Here is a 15,667-nt window from a genome sequence, read left to right on the forward strand (position 1 = left end):
GCCCGATGAGCCCAAGCCGGCAATAACCAGCAAACCAGCATCCTGGAGGAGAACACAATGAATCAACATCGCAACATCGGACCGAAAATGTCGGTCGTGGCCCTGGCGCTCGCGCAGGCTTTCGCAGGCAACGCGTTCGCGCAGCAGGTGGACCCCAACGCCAACACCGTCGTCGTGACGGGCCTGCGCGCCAGCGCCCAGTCGTCCGTCGCCATCAAGCGCGATACGATGGAAGTCGTGGATTCGATCACGGCCGAGGACATCGGCAAGCTGCCCGACCCGAACGTGGCCGAGACGCTGACCCGTCTTCCCGGCGTGCAGGGCTACCGCTACGGCGGCGAGGGCGCTTCGCCGGCCGGCTACGGCTCGGGCCTGACCATCCGCGGCCTCGCGGGCCAGACGGCATCGCAAGTCAATGGCCGCGCCTACTTCACCGCCGGCGCACGCGAGTTCAATATCGAGGACGCGATCCCCGGCATGATCGCCGGCGTCGACGTCTACAAGAATCCGTCCGCCGAACACATCGAAGGCGCCATCGGCGGCCTGGTGAATATCCGCACCCGCAATCCGAGCGACTTCAAGGGCCTGACGGCCACGCTGAGCACGAATGCGCGCTACAACGACCTGGCCAAGAAGACCGATCCGGAATTGTTCGGCTTGCTCGCCAACCGCTTCGACCTCGGTGGCGGCTCGCGCATCGGCGTCATGGCCGCGTTTGCGTTCCAGAAGAGCACCGGGCGTTCCGACAGCACGCCGGCCAACCGTGCGCCGGATTACCGCCGCGTCGTCCGCGGCGACAGCGCCGAATACGCGAACCTGGCCGCATCGAACACCACGAACGACCCGGGCAAGCCGATGTCGAAGTACGTCGGCCGTAACGACGTGAGCTACCTCGCCAGCGTGCCGACCCTCGCCACGTCGCCGACCGTGGGCGTCAACATGCCGAACACGGCCGGACTCACGCCGGACCAGGTCGCCAACATCATCTCGACGCCGGCCGTGAACACGAACGTGTTCCAGGAAACCATCATGCGTCAGCGTAAGGGCCTGAACGTCGCCGCCGACTACCGTGTCGACAACACCCTGCGGTTCTACGTGGAGACCAACTACACCGGTTACCTGTATCACCAGAATTATCGCTTCGTCTTCGTCGACAACGGCGGCAATGTCCAGAACCTGCAGACCGCGCCGTTTGCCGTGACCGAGGGCCTCGCCAATCGCAATTTCAACGGCGGCAGCAACGATATCCTGACGACCCAGCGCCTGCAGAGCGGGACGTTCCTGAACTCGCAGGTGCGGCCGTGGGGCGGCGACGAGCACAGCCCGTACTCGACCTGGATCGGCGCCGGCGGCGTCGAGTGGAGCCCGACCAGCGCACTGTCGCTGAAGGCCGATTTCTCGTACATCAAGGCGGACCGCAAGCAGGACAACCGCCGCGTCGAAATGGCCGGTGCGGCCGGCCTGTCGTGGGACGTGTCGCGCGTCGCGGACGGCCTGCCGCACCAGATCGCCATCAGTGGTCCGAGCCTGTCCGATCCGGGCAACTTCGTCTACAACTGGTATCCGGTCACCTACCTCACCTGGGACGACAAGGGCGGCGCGGCCGCGCTGGACGGCGCCTACACGTTCGACCACGGCTTCTTCGACAAGCTGAAATTCGGTACGCGTTTCGCGCACCAGCAAAGCCTGTTCATGGACCACGGCTTCGGCCGCTCGCTGGCGGCGGATGGCCAGGCGCTCAAGGCCGACCGCTCGAACGGCATCTCGGTGGCGAGCAACACGGGCGTGCTGCAGGCCGCGCCGTCGAACTACATGGACGGCACCGCCGGCTATGCGGGCGGCTATCTCGTCTACAATCCGGATGCGCTGCTCGGCAACCAGGTGCGCGGACAGTTCCCGAATGCCGGCATCCCGGCCGAGGGCAGCTTCGCGGAAAACCCGCTGGCGCACCGTCTCATGAGCGAGAACACGCTGGCCGCTTATCTGGTCGGCGAGTTTTCGGGACTGGACGAGCGCCTCAAGGGCAATGTCGGCGTGCGCGTGGTGCGTACGAGGTCGTCGGCGACGGCGCGCAACCGCGACTTCACGCAGGCGGCGCTGACGTATGTCGACTTCCCGCAATCGACGACCTACACCAACGTCCTGCCGACGTTCAACGCGACCTACGACATCCAGAAGGATTTCCTGGCACGTTTCGGCTATGGCCGCGGGATGACGCGCCCCGACCTGGGCTCGCTGAATCCGTTCATCAACGCCAATGCCGACGGTACGGGCAACATGGGGAACGCCAGCCTGCGTCCGCAGATCGCCGACAGCTTCGACTTCTCGCTCGAGCGCTATTTCAACGCGACGAACTACGTGTCGGCCGCCGTGTTCGACAAGAAGATCAAGGGCTTCTTCAGCAACCTCGCGCAATGCATGACGGTGCCGCTCGTCGCGCCGTATGCCGGCACGACCTCCAACACCTGCTCGGGCGGCCAATACCTGGTCACGCGGCCGGTGAACGCGGAACCGGGCTTCGCACGTGGTATCGAAGTGTCGGGCCAATGGTTCTTCAATAACAGCTACAACTGGCTGAAGAACTTCGGCGTATCGGGTTCGTACACCTACGTCGACACGTCCAATCCCGTCAACGCGGGCACCGCGGCGGCGCCGGTCTTCCTGACGACGCAGCAGCCGTTCGTGTCGAAGAACAGCTACAGCGTCACCGGCATGTACGAGGACAAGAAGCTGTCGGCGCGCCTCGTGTACACGTGGCGCTCGTCCCAGCTGTGGGGCGGCGTGAACCCGCTGACGCCGCTGGGCAGCGGCTACATCGCGGGCTATGGCCTGCTCGACGCGTCGCTCAACTACGCGATCGACGACCACGCGACCCTCGCCTTCACCGCGTCCAACCTCACCGACAAGGCGCCGAACCGCTTCATCGGCGAAGCGCAGACCTACGAGACGGGCCGCGAGCTGCAGCACTTCGAGAATGGCCGCACGTTCAGCGTGGGCCTGCGTTACAAGTTCTGATCGCCGGAACGCGTAACAGCCAGCGTGCCGGCCGCATCCCGCGGCCGGCGCCGGACCGTATCGGGCGCTGCCGGCCGGTACGGTCCGGCCGTTTCTGCGCCCGGTCGTTTCAAGAACCAAGGATTGCGTCATGAAGTGGATCCGCCTTCCCGTCATTGCCGCCGGCATGTGCGCCGCGGCGATGGCCTGTGCAACCCAGCAAGTGGACGTCGAGATCGAAGCGGCCCGTCCGGGGCCGGTCATCAACAGGAATGTGTACGGCCAGTTCGTCGAGCATCTCGGCACCGGCGTGTACGGCGGCCTGTGGGTCGGCCCCGAATCGCCGATCCCGAATACCCGCGGCTGGCGCGACGACGCCGTCGGCGCGCTGAAGGCGCTGCACGTCCCGGTGGTGCGCTGGCCCGGCGGCTGCTTCGCGGACGATTACGCCTGGCGCGACGGCATTGGCCCGCGCGACCGGCGGCCCGTCAAGATCAACGCCAACTGGGGCGGCGTCAAGGAAACCAATGCCGTCGGCACGCACGAGTTCTTCGACCTCGTCGACCAGCTCGGGACCGCGGCTTACGTCAACGGCAACGTCGGCACCGGCTCGGCGCGCGAAATCGCGGAATGGATCGAGTACATGACGGCGGACGGCCAGTCATCCCTCGCCCGATTGCGTGCCCGGAACGGCCATCCCGCACCGTTCAAGGTGGCGTTCTTTGGTCTCGGCAACGAGAGCTGGGGATGCGGCGGCAATATGACGGCGCGCCACTACACCGACTTGTACAATCACGACGCGACGTTCGTGCGGACGACGCCGGACGCCATGCCGGCGCTCATCGCCGCCGGCGGCCTGGATGGCGACGTCGCCTGGACCGATTACCTGAGCCGCCACATCCGCGCGAACGCGAGCGCGATCAGCCTGCACTACTACACGGTGCCGGGCCGGGGCGGAAAAACGAAGGGCGCGGCGACCGGCTTCGGCGAGGACCAATGGATCTCGGCGCTGAAGGATGCCCTGCATATGGACGACCTCATCGCCGCGAACGTCGCCCGGCTCGACGAGACCGATCCCGGAAAGAAGTACACCATCGCGGTCGACGAATGGGGCACCTGGTACGATCCCACGCCGGGCACCAACCCGCGCTTCCTGCAGCAGCAGAATTCCCTGCGCGACGCGCTCGTGGCGGCGCTGCACTTCCACATCTTCCATGCGCACGCCGCGCGCGTGAGCATGGCGAACATCGCGCAGATGGTGAACGTCCTGCAGGCGATGATCCTGACCGACGGCGAACGGATGGTGCTGACGCCGACCTATCACGTATTCAGGATGTACGTGCCGTTCCAGGATGCGACCGCGTTGCCGGTGAAGGTCGCCGGCGATCCGCAATACCGCTTCGGCGCGACGGCCATCCCGGCCGTCAGCGTCTCGGCCGCGCGCGGCAAGAACGGCAAGCTGCACCTTGGACTGGTGAACGCCGACCCGCACGACGCGGTCGACGTTGCGGTGCAGGTGGCCGGCGCGCGGGCCGTGGCGGCGCAGGGGAGCGTCCTGACCGCGTCCACGATGGACGCGCACAACACCTTCGCCGCGCCGGATGCCGTGTTGCCGGAGCCGCTGCGGGCGAGCGCGGACCATGGGAAGCTCGTCGTCAGGCTGCCTGCGAAGTCGGTTGCCGTGCTGGCGATCGACGAGTGAGCCGGGCCGGTTTTTTTACAGAAGGAAGCAGCATGAAATCGATCAAGCGCGCGGTGCTCGGGTTATCGATGCTCGCGGCAACGGCCGCCGCGGCGCCGCAGGTCGCCGTCACCATCGACGCGGTCCACCCCGGACCGGTGATCAACAAGGACCTCTATGGCCAGTCCATCGGACTTGGCGGCGGCGGGATGTGGGTGGGACCGGGGTCGCCGATCGCAAATATCCGCGGCTGGCGCAAGGACATGGTCGACGCGCTCAAGGCGCTCCACGTCCCGGTCATGCGCTGGCCGGGCGGATGCGCGGCCGATGCCTACCATTGGCGCGACGGCATCGGCGTGCACGGGGATGCCGTCGGCACCCACGAATTCTTCGACCTGGCCGAGCAGGTCGGCGCGGACGCGCACGTGGTCGCGAACGTCGGCACGGGCTCGCTCCGCGAGGCGGCGGACTGGATCGAATACATGACGGCGGACGGGGACTCGACGCTGGCGCAGCTGCGGGCGAAGAACGGGCATCCGAGGCCGTTCAAGGTCGCGTATGTCGGCGTCGGCAACGAGAGCTGGGGCTGCGGCGGCGACATGAAGGCCGACTACTACGCGGACTTGTACAACCAGTACGCGGTCTTCATCAAGGCGCGAAGCGGCACGCCGCCCAGGCTCGTCGCCAGCGGCGGCGATCCCGCATGGACGGCGGAAGTCGGCAAGAAAGAGCGCATACGCGACTATCGCGATGCGATCGCCATCCACGACGCCGGGACGGGCGCGGTCGACGGCGCCGACGTGGTCATCGCGCAGCATATCGCCGCGCTCGACGGCGACGATCCGGCACGGAAGGTGCAGCTCGTCGTCGACGAATGGCGCGCCCGGCCCGACGGGAGGCCTGGACGGCGGCCGGATGCGATGGGCGATGCGCTTGCCGCAGCGTTGCGGTTCCACGTGTTTCACGCGCGCGCCGGCCGCCTGGCCATGGCGAGCATGGCGCCGGCGGACCTTGCGCTGATCGTGGCGGCGGGCGACGGGATCGCGCTGACACCGATGTATCACGCGTTCAGGATGCACGTGCCGTTCCAGGGCGCGGCCGCGCTGCCCGTGCGGGTCGAGCGGGATGCGCGGGCCGCCGCCGCCGCGCCGGCGGTCAGCGCTTCGGCCGCGCGGGCCCCGGATGGGATCCTGTACCTGTCGCTCGTCAACCCGGGTCCGGACGCCGCGGTGGACGTCGTCGTCGGCGTGACGGGCGCCGAAACCCGCGGCGCCCGCGGCAGCGTGCTGGCCGCGCCAGCGACGGATGCGCACCGGACCCTCGCGGCCCCGGCTTCTGCGGCGCCCGTTCCGTTCGCGGCGCGCGCCGCGCACGGCAAGCTGCGCATGACGCTTCCGGCGAAGTCGGTGGCCGTCGTCGCAATCCGGGAGACCCCCACGCGGGCGCCGTGAACGTCGCGGCCGGGTCGTCCCGGCCGCTCCCCGTGCCGTCAGTACGGGCCCGGGCCGGGCGCCGTCACGTTGAAGTCATCGGCTTCCAGGTACGACGGCTGCGCGCGCTCCCGCGTGCCCACGCTGAACAGCCCCACCTGCGCCCCGACCCACGTGCCGCGCGTGACGGGAAACGCGTCGCCCGCCGGCTTGAATTCGCGGCCATCGAGGCTGTACGAAAAGCCGACGAACGCATTCTCGTTCATCGCCATGCGCAGGGTCAGTTCGGCCGGCGCGTCGGCCAGCACCACGGTGGACTCCTCGCGGCAGCGCGGTCCGAACGGGCCGCACACGGTGCGCACGAGATCAGTCCGGCCGCCGCTGCGGCGCAGCCCCAGCCACGTGTACTGCATCGCATTGACGATCAGCCCCGCGCGATCGCCGTCCACGGCGCCGGCCAGGCGCACGCGCGTCTCGACGATGAAGCGCGACGCGGGCGCCTTCTGCGTCAGGATCGATCCCGCCGCGCGCACATGGCCGTCGGCCTCCGGCACGACCTGCGTGGCCAGGCGCAGGTGGCCCGGATGGTCGGTCAGCGAATACCAGCCGGGCGCCGGGTTCGCGCCCCATTGCCACTGCGGGCCGAGCGTGGTGCCGTCGAATGCGTCGCTCGTCGCCGGCGCGGCGGGGCCGAAGCCCTGGACCGGCTTCGTGTACGTGATGACCGGTTCGCCCGTGCCGGGCTTGCGTCCCGGCGCGCCGATGACGGGCCAGCCGCCTTCCCAGCGCATCGGCTGCAGGTGCACGACGCGGCCGTAGGCCCCCTTGTCCTGGAAGTGGACGAACCAGTCCTTGCCGTCCGGCGCATCGACCCACGCGCCCTGGTGCGGGCCGTTGACGGGCGTGTCGCCCTGGTCCATCACGCGGCGGACCTCGTACGGGCCGTCGATCGAGCGCGCGCGGAACACGGCCTGCCAGCCCATCTCGACGCCGCCCGCCGGCGCGAAGACGTAGTAATACCCGTTGGCCTTGTAGAGCTTGGGCCCTTCGACCGTGTGGTAGCCGGGATAGCGGCCGCCGTCGATGACGACCTTGCCGCCGTCGTCCAGCATGCGCGTCGCCTGCGGGTCCATGCGGCGCAGGGTCAGCACGTTGTTGATGCCGGCGCGGCTCTTCGCCCACGCGTGCATCAGGTACGCCTTGCCGTCGTCGTCCCACAAGGGCGCGGGGTCGATGATGCCGCGCCCGGCCAGCAGCAGGCGCGGCGCGCTCCACGGGCCGGCGAAATGCTCGGCCGTCATGACGTACACGCCGTAGTCGGGGTCGGGGTAGAAGATCCAGAAGCGCCCGTCGTGCCAGCGCAGGCACGGCGCCCACACGCCCTTGCCGTACTGCGGGCGGGCGAATACGGCGGCCGGCTCGAGGCGGGGCAGGGCATGGCCGACGAGCGCCCAGTTCACGAGGTCACGGGACTCCAGCAGCGGCAGGCCGGGCGTGTTGTTGAAGCTGGACGCCGTCATGTAGAACGTGTCGCCGACGCGGATCACGTCCGGATCGGAATAGTCGGCGTGCAGGACGGGATTGCGGTAGCGGCCGTCGCCGAGGTCGGCGATCCACGGCGCTGCCGCGAGGGCGGCGGGCGTGGCGGGCGCGGGCTGGGCCACGCTGCGGCATCCCGCGACGGCGGCGGCGGCAAGCAGCACGGCGGCGGCGATCCGCGTCCGTGCGGGGGCGGGCGATTGGACGATGGGTGAGGCGGGCAAAACGGTCTCCTTGGGTTGTTATCGATCTCATGGTAGCATTCGAAGATAGACGCTATCAAGGCTATCCGGACCGCATAAGGGCGGACCGGGGCGGGTGCGTCGGCCATGGCCGCTTGTCACAAGTGGCGTTTCCGCTGGCCCGGCGGTATCATGTGATACAACATATACGGCTTGAAATCGATAACATCGCCGGAACGACAGACTACAGGACAATAATTCAATGGGTAGTGAATCCAAGCAGGGCGACCGCTCTTCCGGCGGCGCGACGGTATGGGACGTGGCGCAAAAGGCCGGCGTCTCGGCGATGACCGTCTCGCGCGTCATCAACGGCAATGCCAGCGTCAGCGACAAGACGCGGGAAAAGGTCAACCGCGCGATCCAGGAACTGAACTACCAGGTCAACGTGGCGGCACGCGCGGCGCGCATCGGCACCTTGCGCGTCGGTCTGTTGTACAGCAACCCGAGCGCCGCATTCCTCAGCGCGTTCCTCGTCGGCGCCCTCGGCGAGTGCAGTCAGACGGGCGCCCACCTGATCCTCGAGAACTGCGACAACCTGCGCAGCCAGCGCAAGGCGATCGACCGCCTGATCGCGGACGGCGCCGACGGCATCCTCGTGCCGCCGCCGCTGTGCGACTCCAAGGCCGCCCTCAAGCAGCTGGGAGAACTGGGCATTCCGTCGGTGGCCGTGGCGACCGCGAAACCGTCGCCGCAGATGTCGGCCGTGCGCATCGACGACTACGAAGGCGCGCTGACGATGACGAAGCACCTGCTGGCGCTCGGCCACACGGACATCGGCTTCATCAAGGGCGACCCGGAACACACCCCGGCGCAGCTGCGCTACCAGGCATTCATCGACGCCATGCGCGAAGCCGGCCACCACGTGCCCGCCGAGCGCGTCGCGCAAGGCATGTTCACGTACCGTTCCGGCCTGCTGGCGGCGCGCGAGCTGCTGGCCCACCCGACCCGGCCGACGGCGATCTTCGCCAGCAACGACGACATGGCGGCGGCCGTCATCGCCGTCGCTCACGGCATGCATCTGCAGGTCCCGGACGACATCGCCGTCTGCGGCTTCGACGACACGCCCGTCGCGACGACCGTGTGGCCGGAGTTGACGACCATCCACCAGCCGATCACGGAGATGGCGCGCAGCGCCGTCGCGCTGCTGGTGGAGCACATCCGCTCGCGCCGTGCCGGCCAGTCGTACATGCCGCAGCACCGGCTGATGCCGTACACGCTCGTCGAGCGGGAGTCGACCGAAGCGGTCGATTGACCGTCACCAGTAGGGTCGCCACGTGCGCGTGAGGCGCACGAGCGCCTCCAGGTAGAAATAATCGCCCCAGATGCAGGCCTCGTCCACGCCGACCCCGTTCGGCTTGTGGTACACGCCATGCTTCAGCAGGCCGGCGCCAGGGGTGCCGCTCGTGTCCGCGTAATCGTTGGCCAGCGTGGCCACCATGCCGGCGGCGGCGCGCTCGTACGGGGCGCGCAGCGGGTCGGCCAGCGGCAGGTGCTGCGCCAGCTCCAGCAGGCCGCAGGCGGCGATCGCGGCGCCCGAGCTGTCGCGCGGTTCCGGGCCCGCCGTGAAGACGAGGTCCCAGTAGCAGATGCCGTCCTGCGGCAGGCGGTTCAGGAAGTAGTTGGCCAGCACCTTCGCCAGGTCGACGAGGCGGCCGTCGCCGTTGTGGCGGTAGACGAGCGGGAAGCCCGAGATCCCCCACGCCTGGCCCCGCGCCCAGCACGAGTCGTCCGCATGGCCCTGGTGCGTCTTGCCGTGCAGCGGGGCGCCGCTGGCCGGGTCGAAGAAGAAGGTGTGGAACGTGGAGCCGTCGGCGCGCACGATGTGGCGCGCGGCCGCTTCGATGTGGCGGTCGGCCGCCGCGCGGAACGCCGGGTCGCCCGTGTAGTCGCTGGCCCAGTACAGCAGCGGCAGGTTCAGGTTGCAGTCGATGATCATGCGCCCGCGCTGCGCCGGGTCGCTCAGTTCACCCCAGGCCTGGATGATGCCGGCGCCGGGCAGGTAGCGCTGCAGCAGCAGGCGTGCGGCGCCAAGGGCCGCCTCTGCGGCCTGCGGCTCGCCCGTCAACTGGTAACCCGCCACGCACGAGAGGCTGTACAGGAAGCCGAGGTCGTGGTGGTCGACGTTGATGCGTTCGCGCTGGCGCGCGTGGAAGCCGGCGACGTGGCGCAGGGCCGCATCGCGGTAGCGTGCGGCGCCAGTCAGCTCGTACGCGAGCCACAGCATGCCGGTCCAGAAACCGTTCGTCCATTCCGTATTGTCCATCGCGGCATAGACGCCGTTCTTCGATGACGGCATCGGGAAGGCGTCGCCGAAATGCGCGAGGTTGCGGTCGACGGCGTCCAGCGCGCGGTCGATCGCGCGGTCGATGGCGGCCTTGTCGACGCCGGCGTTCCAGTGCGGCGGCAGGGCGCCGGTGTTCAGCGGCTCGATCGGGGCCGGGTTGAGGGGGGAAGACATGCGAACTCCTTGACGGTTCATTTTGCCGGTTCCGCGAGCGGCGTTGCGGGGGACGCGGTCGTCTCCGGCGGCGTCGGCAGCAGGAACACGGCGGACAGGATAAGGAAGACGAGGCCCATGCCGGCCATCGACAGATAGGTGGCGGAATAGCCGATGCTGTCGTAGCCGATACCGGCGAGAGGCGACAGCGCGGCCAGGCCGATCGAGTGGCCGAAGCTCACGCCCACCATGTACACGGTCGACGCGAACCGGTTGTCGAAGTGGCGCGCGATGTAGCGGAAGATGGAGACGGCCAGGATCGGCAGTTCCACCGAGTGCAGCAGCTTCATCGCGGAGATCGACAGCGGACCGGCCGCGAGGCCGGAACCCGTGATCCGCACGAGCATGATGGCGCCGGCCAGCAGCAGGCCGTTCTTGGCCCCGATGCGGCGCACGAGCAGCGGCGCGAGGAACAGGCCGCCGGCCTCGAGGAAGATCTGGGTCGAATTCAGGTAGCCGAACATGGCGGCGCCCGTCGCCACGTCGGGAAACAGCGACGCGAAGTAGTTGGAGAACTGCTGGTCGAACACGAGGTAGAGGTTCGTCACGCCCAGCACGAACACCATGAAGCGCCAGAAGCCCGGCATGCGCAGCAGGGCGAACGCTTCGCCCAGCCGCACGCCTTCCCGGGCGCGGACCTCGGTGCCGTCGGGGCCCGTGCGCCACACGGCCAGCAGCACGAGCATCAGCACGCCGGCGCACGACGCGAGCGCGAAATTGATGCCCGGGTCGACGTTGTAGATCCGGCCGCTGAACATGGCGGCGCTGGCGAAGCCCAGCGAGCCCCACAGCCTCACGCGGCTGTATTCGAAGCCGTCGCGGCGGCCGATGCGGTCGACGTACGATTCGATCGCATAGCTGCCGGCGATGAACGTGATGCCCAGGTACAGCCCGCCGACGGCGGCGCCCAGCAGGATGTGCGCCTTGAGCAGCGGCGCGTAGACCATCGTGAAGAACAGGCCGGACAGCGCGACGAGCGCCGCGACGGTCCACAGGATGTTGCGGCGGGTCCCGACGCGATCGGACACGAAGCCGTAGATCGGTTGCGAGCACATCGCGGCGGCGAAGTTCGCCGAGAACACGATGCCCGTCTCGGTGCCCGACAGCTTGAGGGTCGAGCGCAGCCACAGCGCGAGCAGCGAGATGCTCATCGCCTGGGCGAAGAAGTAGATGTAGACGAAGCCGCACAGGAAGCGGAAGTGCGATTGTCGCGTTGTCATGGTTGTCTCCTCGCTATCGTTATTGCGCCGGCCGCAGCCAGATCGCCTGGCCGCCGGACGCCGCCAGCGGCGCCTCGATGACCGTCTTCGCGTCCACGCGCACCGTGCGCAGGCCGACCTTCGTACGGGTGGGCGCCGCGGGATCGTCCGCGTAGATCGTGGCGAGATACTGTTTGCCGGGCGCCAGGAAGTCAAGGGCGACCTTCAGCGTGCGGCTGTCCGTGTTCGTGATCGTGCCGACGAACCACTGGTCGCCGTGGCGGCGCGCCGTGGTGATGAACTGGCCGGGGCTGCCCTGCAGCACGCGGGTCTCGTCCCACGTCGTCGGCAGGCGGTCCCAGAATTCCAGTTCCGGCTCGTCGTGCGAATCGGCCGGGCGGTCGTACCAGTACAGCGTCTGCAGCGGACTGTAATAGATCGCGGCGAGCGCCAGCTGGTGCGCATGCGTCGTCCTGATGCGCGGGCTGTAGTAGCAGAACGTGTAGTCGGCGGCGCCGGCGAGGAAGCGCGTGAACGGCAGCACCGTGTTGTGCGTCGCATCCGGCATCTCCTCGTTGCCGCGGATGCCTTCGGCCGTCAGCAGGTTCGGCCACGTGCGCTGCTCGCCCGTCGGGCGCCAGTCGTCGTGGATGTTGACCATGATGTGCGCGTCCGCCGCCTGGCGGATCGCCTTTTCGATCCACGTCGTCCAGCGGTGCGAGCCCACCTGCACGAAGCCGAACTTGACGCCTTTCACGCCCCAGTCGCGGTAGGTCTGGAACAGGGTGTCGGACTGCGCGAGCAGCGCCTGCTGGTTCACGTACAGCCACACGCCGATGCCCTTGTTCCTGGCGTAGCGGATGATCTCCGGCAGGTCGAAGTCGGGGATCGCAACCTTCGTCGCATCGGCGTCGAACGAGAACGCGTTGCCGTACCACTTCCAGTCGAACAGGATGTACTGCAAACCGTGGCGGGCGGCGAAGTCGACGTTCGCCTTCGCGTCCTTCGTCGTCTGCGTCATCACGCGCATGATCTTGCCGGGCCGGATCCAGCCCGTGTCGGCGATGTGCGACGCGTCGTTCAGGTTGAGGATGAAGTCGTCGTGCTCGATCAGGGCGCCGGGCGTCTCGGCCACCATGATGCCGCGCCACGGCGTGGCGAACGGAGAGATCAGGTCGGCGCCGCCGTGCATCGAGGTCACCAGCGTGTCCGGCCGCGTCGCGCTCAGGCGGAATTTGCTGCGCGCATAATCGACCATGCCCGCTTCGAGCAGGGCCACGTGCAGGCCGCCCGGCAGCTGCAGGGTCAGCGGACGTTCCGATTCGTCCGGCCAGTTCGCGAGCGGCAGCAACGTGTACGGCGCCTGCGCCCAGCCGTGATACCACGCCCGGGTGCCGGACGGCAGCGCGAATTCGGTGTTTTCCTGCGTGATGCGGTAGTAGGTGCCCTTTTCGTTTTCGGGGAAGACGTAGCGCAGCGCCACGCCTTCGTCGTAGGCGCGGATCTCGAGCGCCATCTTATAGATCGGATTGTCGTCCTTGACCATGGCGATCGTCGCCGCGTTGTAGCGGTCGCGGATCGTCGAACGCTCGCCGGTGACGGGGTGCCACGTGCTGTCGTGCGCCGCCTTCGTCACGCCCGTGATGGCGAGGTTCTCGAACCAGTGCGCATGGCGGTCGACCGGCAGCGCCATGGCGCTCTCGGACAGGTGGTTGTCCAGCTCCAGGTCCAGGCGCGAGTCGCGGATGACGGTCCGGTCCTTGTAGCGCACGCTGTAGTGCAGCTCGCGCTTGTCGCCGGCCAGGCGCGCCTGATAGAAGTCGAGGACGAGGCGGCCATCGGGCGACGCGACGCTGACCCGGCTCGCGGGGACGACGTCCTGGGCGTGCGCCGCGTGCAGGGCGAGCGCGGCAAGCAAGAATGCGAGGCGGCGGATCATACGCGGGCCTCCTCGCGCTGGACGGCGATGGCGTCGGCCAGCGCCAGCACGGCCGCCAGCGGCGGCGGCTGGGCCCCGGCCGCGCGGCAGGCGGCGGTGCCGGCGGCGACGGCGAAGCGCAGGTGGCTGCCGCCGGCGCGTTCCGGCCACGTCATGAGGCTGTAGAGCAGGGCGCCGATGCTGGCGTCGCCGGCGCCGACCGTGTCGACGACGTCCACGCGGGGCGCCGCGGCGCGCCACACGCCGTCCGGCCGGACGAGGTGGGCGCCGTCGCCGCCGCGCGTGTACAGGTAGGTCGCGGCCGGATTCCAGGAACGCAGCGCGGCAAACGCCGCATCGAGGTCGTCGTGCCGGAACAGCCCGCGCAGGTCTTCGTCCGACACCTTGACGACGTCCGCCAGGCCGACCATCTCGCGCAGCGTCGCGTCGTAGCTCTCGTCCATCAGCGCGCGGTAGTTCGGGTCGTAGCTGATCTTCGTGCCGCGCCGCCCGAGCTCCCGCGCGAGCGCGACGAGCGTGCCCGCGAGCGGCGCGCGCGCGAGGCTGATGCCGCCGAAGTGGACCCACTCGGCCTTCTCCCGCCACCCGTCCGGCAGCCGGCGCGGATCGAAGTGCAGGTCGGCGCTGTCCGTGCCGATGAAGAAGTAGCGGGGCGGCTGGCGTTCATGCACGACGGCCAGCAGCGGCGGCCGGTCGACCTGTTGCAGGAAGCGGTCGTCCAGGCCCGCGGCCGTATTCGCGGCCGCCAGTTCGGCGCCGAAGACGTCGCGGCTGACGGCGCCCGCGAACGCGCTCGGGATGCCGAGGCGGGCGGCGACGCGCGCCACGTTCCACGTCGAGCCGCCCGTCTGGCTCGTCCACGTGCCGGGACCCGTCGTCAGCAGGTCGGTCAGGGCCTCGCCCGCGGCGACAAAGCGCGGCAGGGCGTTCATCGCGGCAGCTCCAGCGCGCGCAGCACGTCGTAGCAGGCGCCCATCGTGTGGTAATCGGTCTTGCCGGCCGGGCTCTTTTCGTCGCTGAGCTTGCGGTTGTCCGGGCCGAGGATGCGGTACCAGGCGCCGTGCTCGTGGTCGACGAAGTGCCGCCAGCTGTACGCCCAGATGCGTTCGTACCAGTCCCAGTACGCCGCGTTCCCGGTGCGTACGGCCAGCAGCGCGGCGGCCGCGAAGCTTTCGGCCTGTACCCAGAAATACTTGTCGCCGTCGCAGATGGTGTCGTCCGGCGCGAAGCCGTAGCAGATGCCGCCGTTGTCCTGGTCCCAGGCGCGCGCCAGCGCGGCGTCGAACAGCGCGACGGCGCGCGGCGCGAGCCAGTCGGCGTCCCCTTGCAGGTGGATGCGGTGGCGCTCGAGCAGCAGGAGCAGCTTCGCCCATTCCGTCAGGTGGCCCGGCTGGTAGCCCCAGGGACGGAAGATGTTCGTCTTGTCGTCGCGGTTGTAGTCCCAGTCGACCGACCAGTCGGCGCGGTAGTGTTCCCACACGAAGCCGCCGGCCAGTGCCGCCTGGCGCACCGTGATGTTGCGGGCCAGGAGTTCTGCGCGGTGCAGGTAGCGGACCTCGTTCGTCGCCTCGTACGCCGCCAGCATCGCTTCGCACGCATGCATGTTGGCGTTCTGGCCGCGGTAGGTGTCCAGCGTCGACCAGTCGGCGCTGGCCTGGTCGGCGTACAGGCCATGTTCGGGCAGCCAGAAGTGCGCCTCCATCAGCGCGAACGTCTCGGCGATGTGGTCGCGGGCGTCGAGCACGCCCGCCTGCAGCGCGTGCGCATACGCCAGCACGACGAACGCGAGGCCGTAGCAATGGTTGTCGCCGTCGAGGATCTCTTTGCGGCCGCCGTCCCATGCGAGCTGCCAGGCGTAGCCGCCGGTGCCCGGATCGCGATGGGCGTCGCGCAGGAAGGCCACGCCGTGGCGCACCGCGGCGAGGTAATCGGGATTGCCGAACCGGCGGTATGCCATCGCGTAGTTGAAGACGAAGCGCGTGCTGCTGACGAGGTGGCGCGTCGTGCGGTCGTACACGGTGCCGTCGTCGCGGAAGAAGTGATAAAAGCCGCCGCTCGGGTCGATGCAGCGCGGGTGGTAGAACCGCATCGTGGCCGCAATGTGGTCGAGCAGGAAATCGGGGGAGCGGAAATCGGGTGCCATGTC

At 68.7% G+C, this 15,667-nt stretch carries 10 protein-coding genes; 4 read left to right on the plus strand and 6 right to left on the minus strand.

All coding sequences use genetic code 11. The features are described from left to right. Nucleotides 1-57 precede the first annotated feature (57 nt). The 3 genes from ACEN9Q_RS09860 to ACEN9Q_RS09870 all read left to right on the plus strand — a co-directional run bounded on the left by ACEN9Q_RS09860 (nt 58) and on the right by ACEN9Q_RS09870 (nt 6,126). Entirely contained in the window at nt 58-3,015 is a 2,958-nt protein-coding gene (locus tag ACEN9Q_RS09860) for a TonB-dependent receptor (protein WP_495628251.1), read from the plus strand. A gap of 130 nt (nt 3,016-3,145) precedes the next feature. Then, nucleotides 3,146-4,696, plus strand: a complete 1,551-nt coding sequence (locus ACEN9Q_RS09865) for an alpha-N-arabinofuranosidase (RefSeq protein ID WP_495628252.1) — start codon at nt 3,146-3,148, stop codon at nt 4,694-4,696. A gap of 32 nt (nt 4,697-4,728) precedes the next feature. Then, a complete protein-coding gene (locus tag ACEN9Q_RS09870) occupies nt 4,729-6,126 on the plus strand; it encodes an alpha-L-arabinofuranosidase family protein (RefSeq protein WP_495628253.1) in 1,398 nt (465 codons plus the stop codon). 38 nt (nt 6,127-6,164) lie between these two features. Here the strand turns inward: ACEN9Q_RS09870 and ACEN9Q_RS09875 are convergent, their stop codons facing one another. Beyond that, nucleotides 6,165-7,868: a glycoside hydrolase family 43 protein gene (locus ACEN9Q_RS09875; protein ID WP_495628254.1), complete on the minus strand. Its 1,704-nt coding sequence runs from the start codon at nt 7,866-7,868 to the stop codon at nt 6,165-6,167. 220 nt (nt 7,869-8,088) lie between these two features. Between ACEN9Q_RS09875 and ACEN9Q_RS09880 the strand changes: the two genes are divergently transcribed. After that, the gene (locus ACEN9Q_RS09880) at nt 8,089-9,138 is read left to right on the plus strand and encodes a LacI family DNA-binding transcriptional regulator (RefSeq protein ID WP_056449274.1); all 1,050 of its coding nucleotides are present in this window, start codon (nt 8,089-8,091) and stop codon (nt 9,136-9,138) included. Between the two features lie 3 nt (nt 9,139-9,141). On the opposite strand, the gene ACEN9Q_RS09885 is transcribed toward ACEN9Q_RS09880, so the two are convergent. The 5 genes from ACEN9Q_RS09885 to ACEN9Q_RS09905 are packed head-to-tail and all read right to left on the minus strand — an operon-like array spanning nt 9,142 to nt 15,664. Then, nucleotides 9,142-10,344, minus strand: coding sequence for a glycoside hydrolase family 88 protein (locus ACEN9Q_RS09885; RefSeq protein ID WP_495628255.1), 1,203 nt, complete (start codon nt 10,342-10,344; stop codon nt 9,142-9,144). A 17-nt stretch (nt 10,345-10,361) separates the two neighbouring features. Beyond that, on the minus strand, nt 10,362-11,603 hold the full coding sequence (locus ACEN9Q_RS09890; protein WP_056449268.1) for an oligosaccharide MFS transporter: 1,242 nt from the start codon (nt 11,601-11,603) through the stop codon (nt 10,362-10,364). 19 nt (nt 11,604-11,622) lie between these two features. Continuing rightward, the gene (locus ACEN9Q_RS09895; protein ID WP_495628256.1) at nt 11,623-13,521 is read right to left on the minus strand and encodes a glycoside hydrolase family 97 protein; all 1,899 of its coding nucleotides are present in this window, start codon (nt 13,519-13,521) and stop codon (nt 11,623-11,625) included. After that, nucleotides 13,518-14,453: a carbohydrate kinase family protein gene (locus ACEN9Q_RS09900; RefSeq protein WP_495628257.1), complete on the minus strand. Its 936-nt coding sequence runs from the start codon at nt 14,451-14,453 to the stop codon at nt 13,518-13,520. Before ACEN9Q_RS09900 ends, ACEN9Q_RS09895 begins: the two co-directional genes overlap by 4 nt. After that, complete coding sequence (locus tag ACEN9Q_RS09905) at nt 14,450-15,664, minus strand: AGE family epimerase/isomerase (RefSeq protein WP_495628258.1); 1,215 nt, start codon at nt 15,662-15,664, stop codon at nt 14,450-14,452. The genes ACEN9Q_RS09900 and ACEN9Q_RS09905 overlap by 4 nt, the downstream gene beginning before the upstream one ends. Between the last annotated feature and the right edge of the window lie 3 nt (nt 15,665-15,667).

Source organism: Massilia sp. Masssp93, from assembly GCF_059491295.1.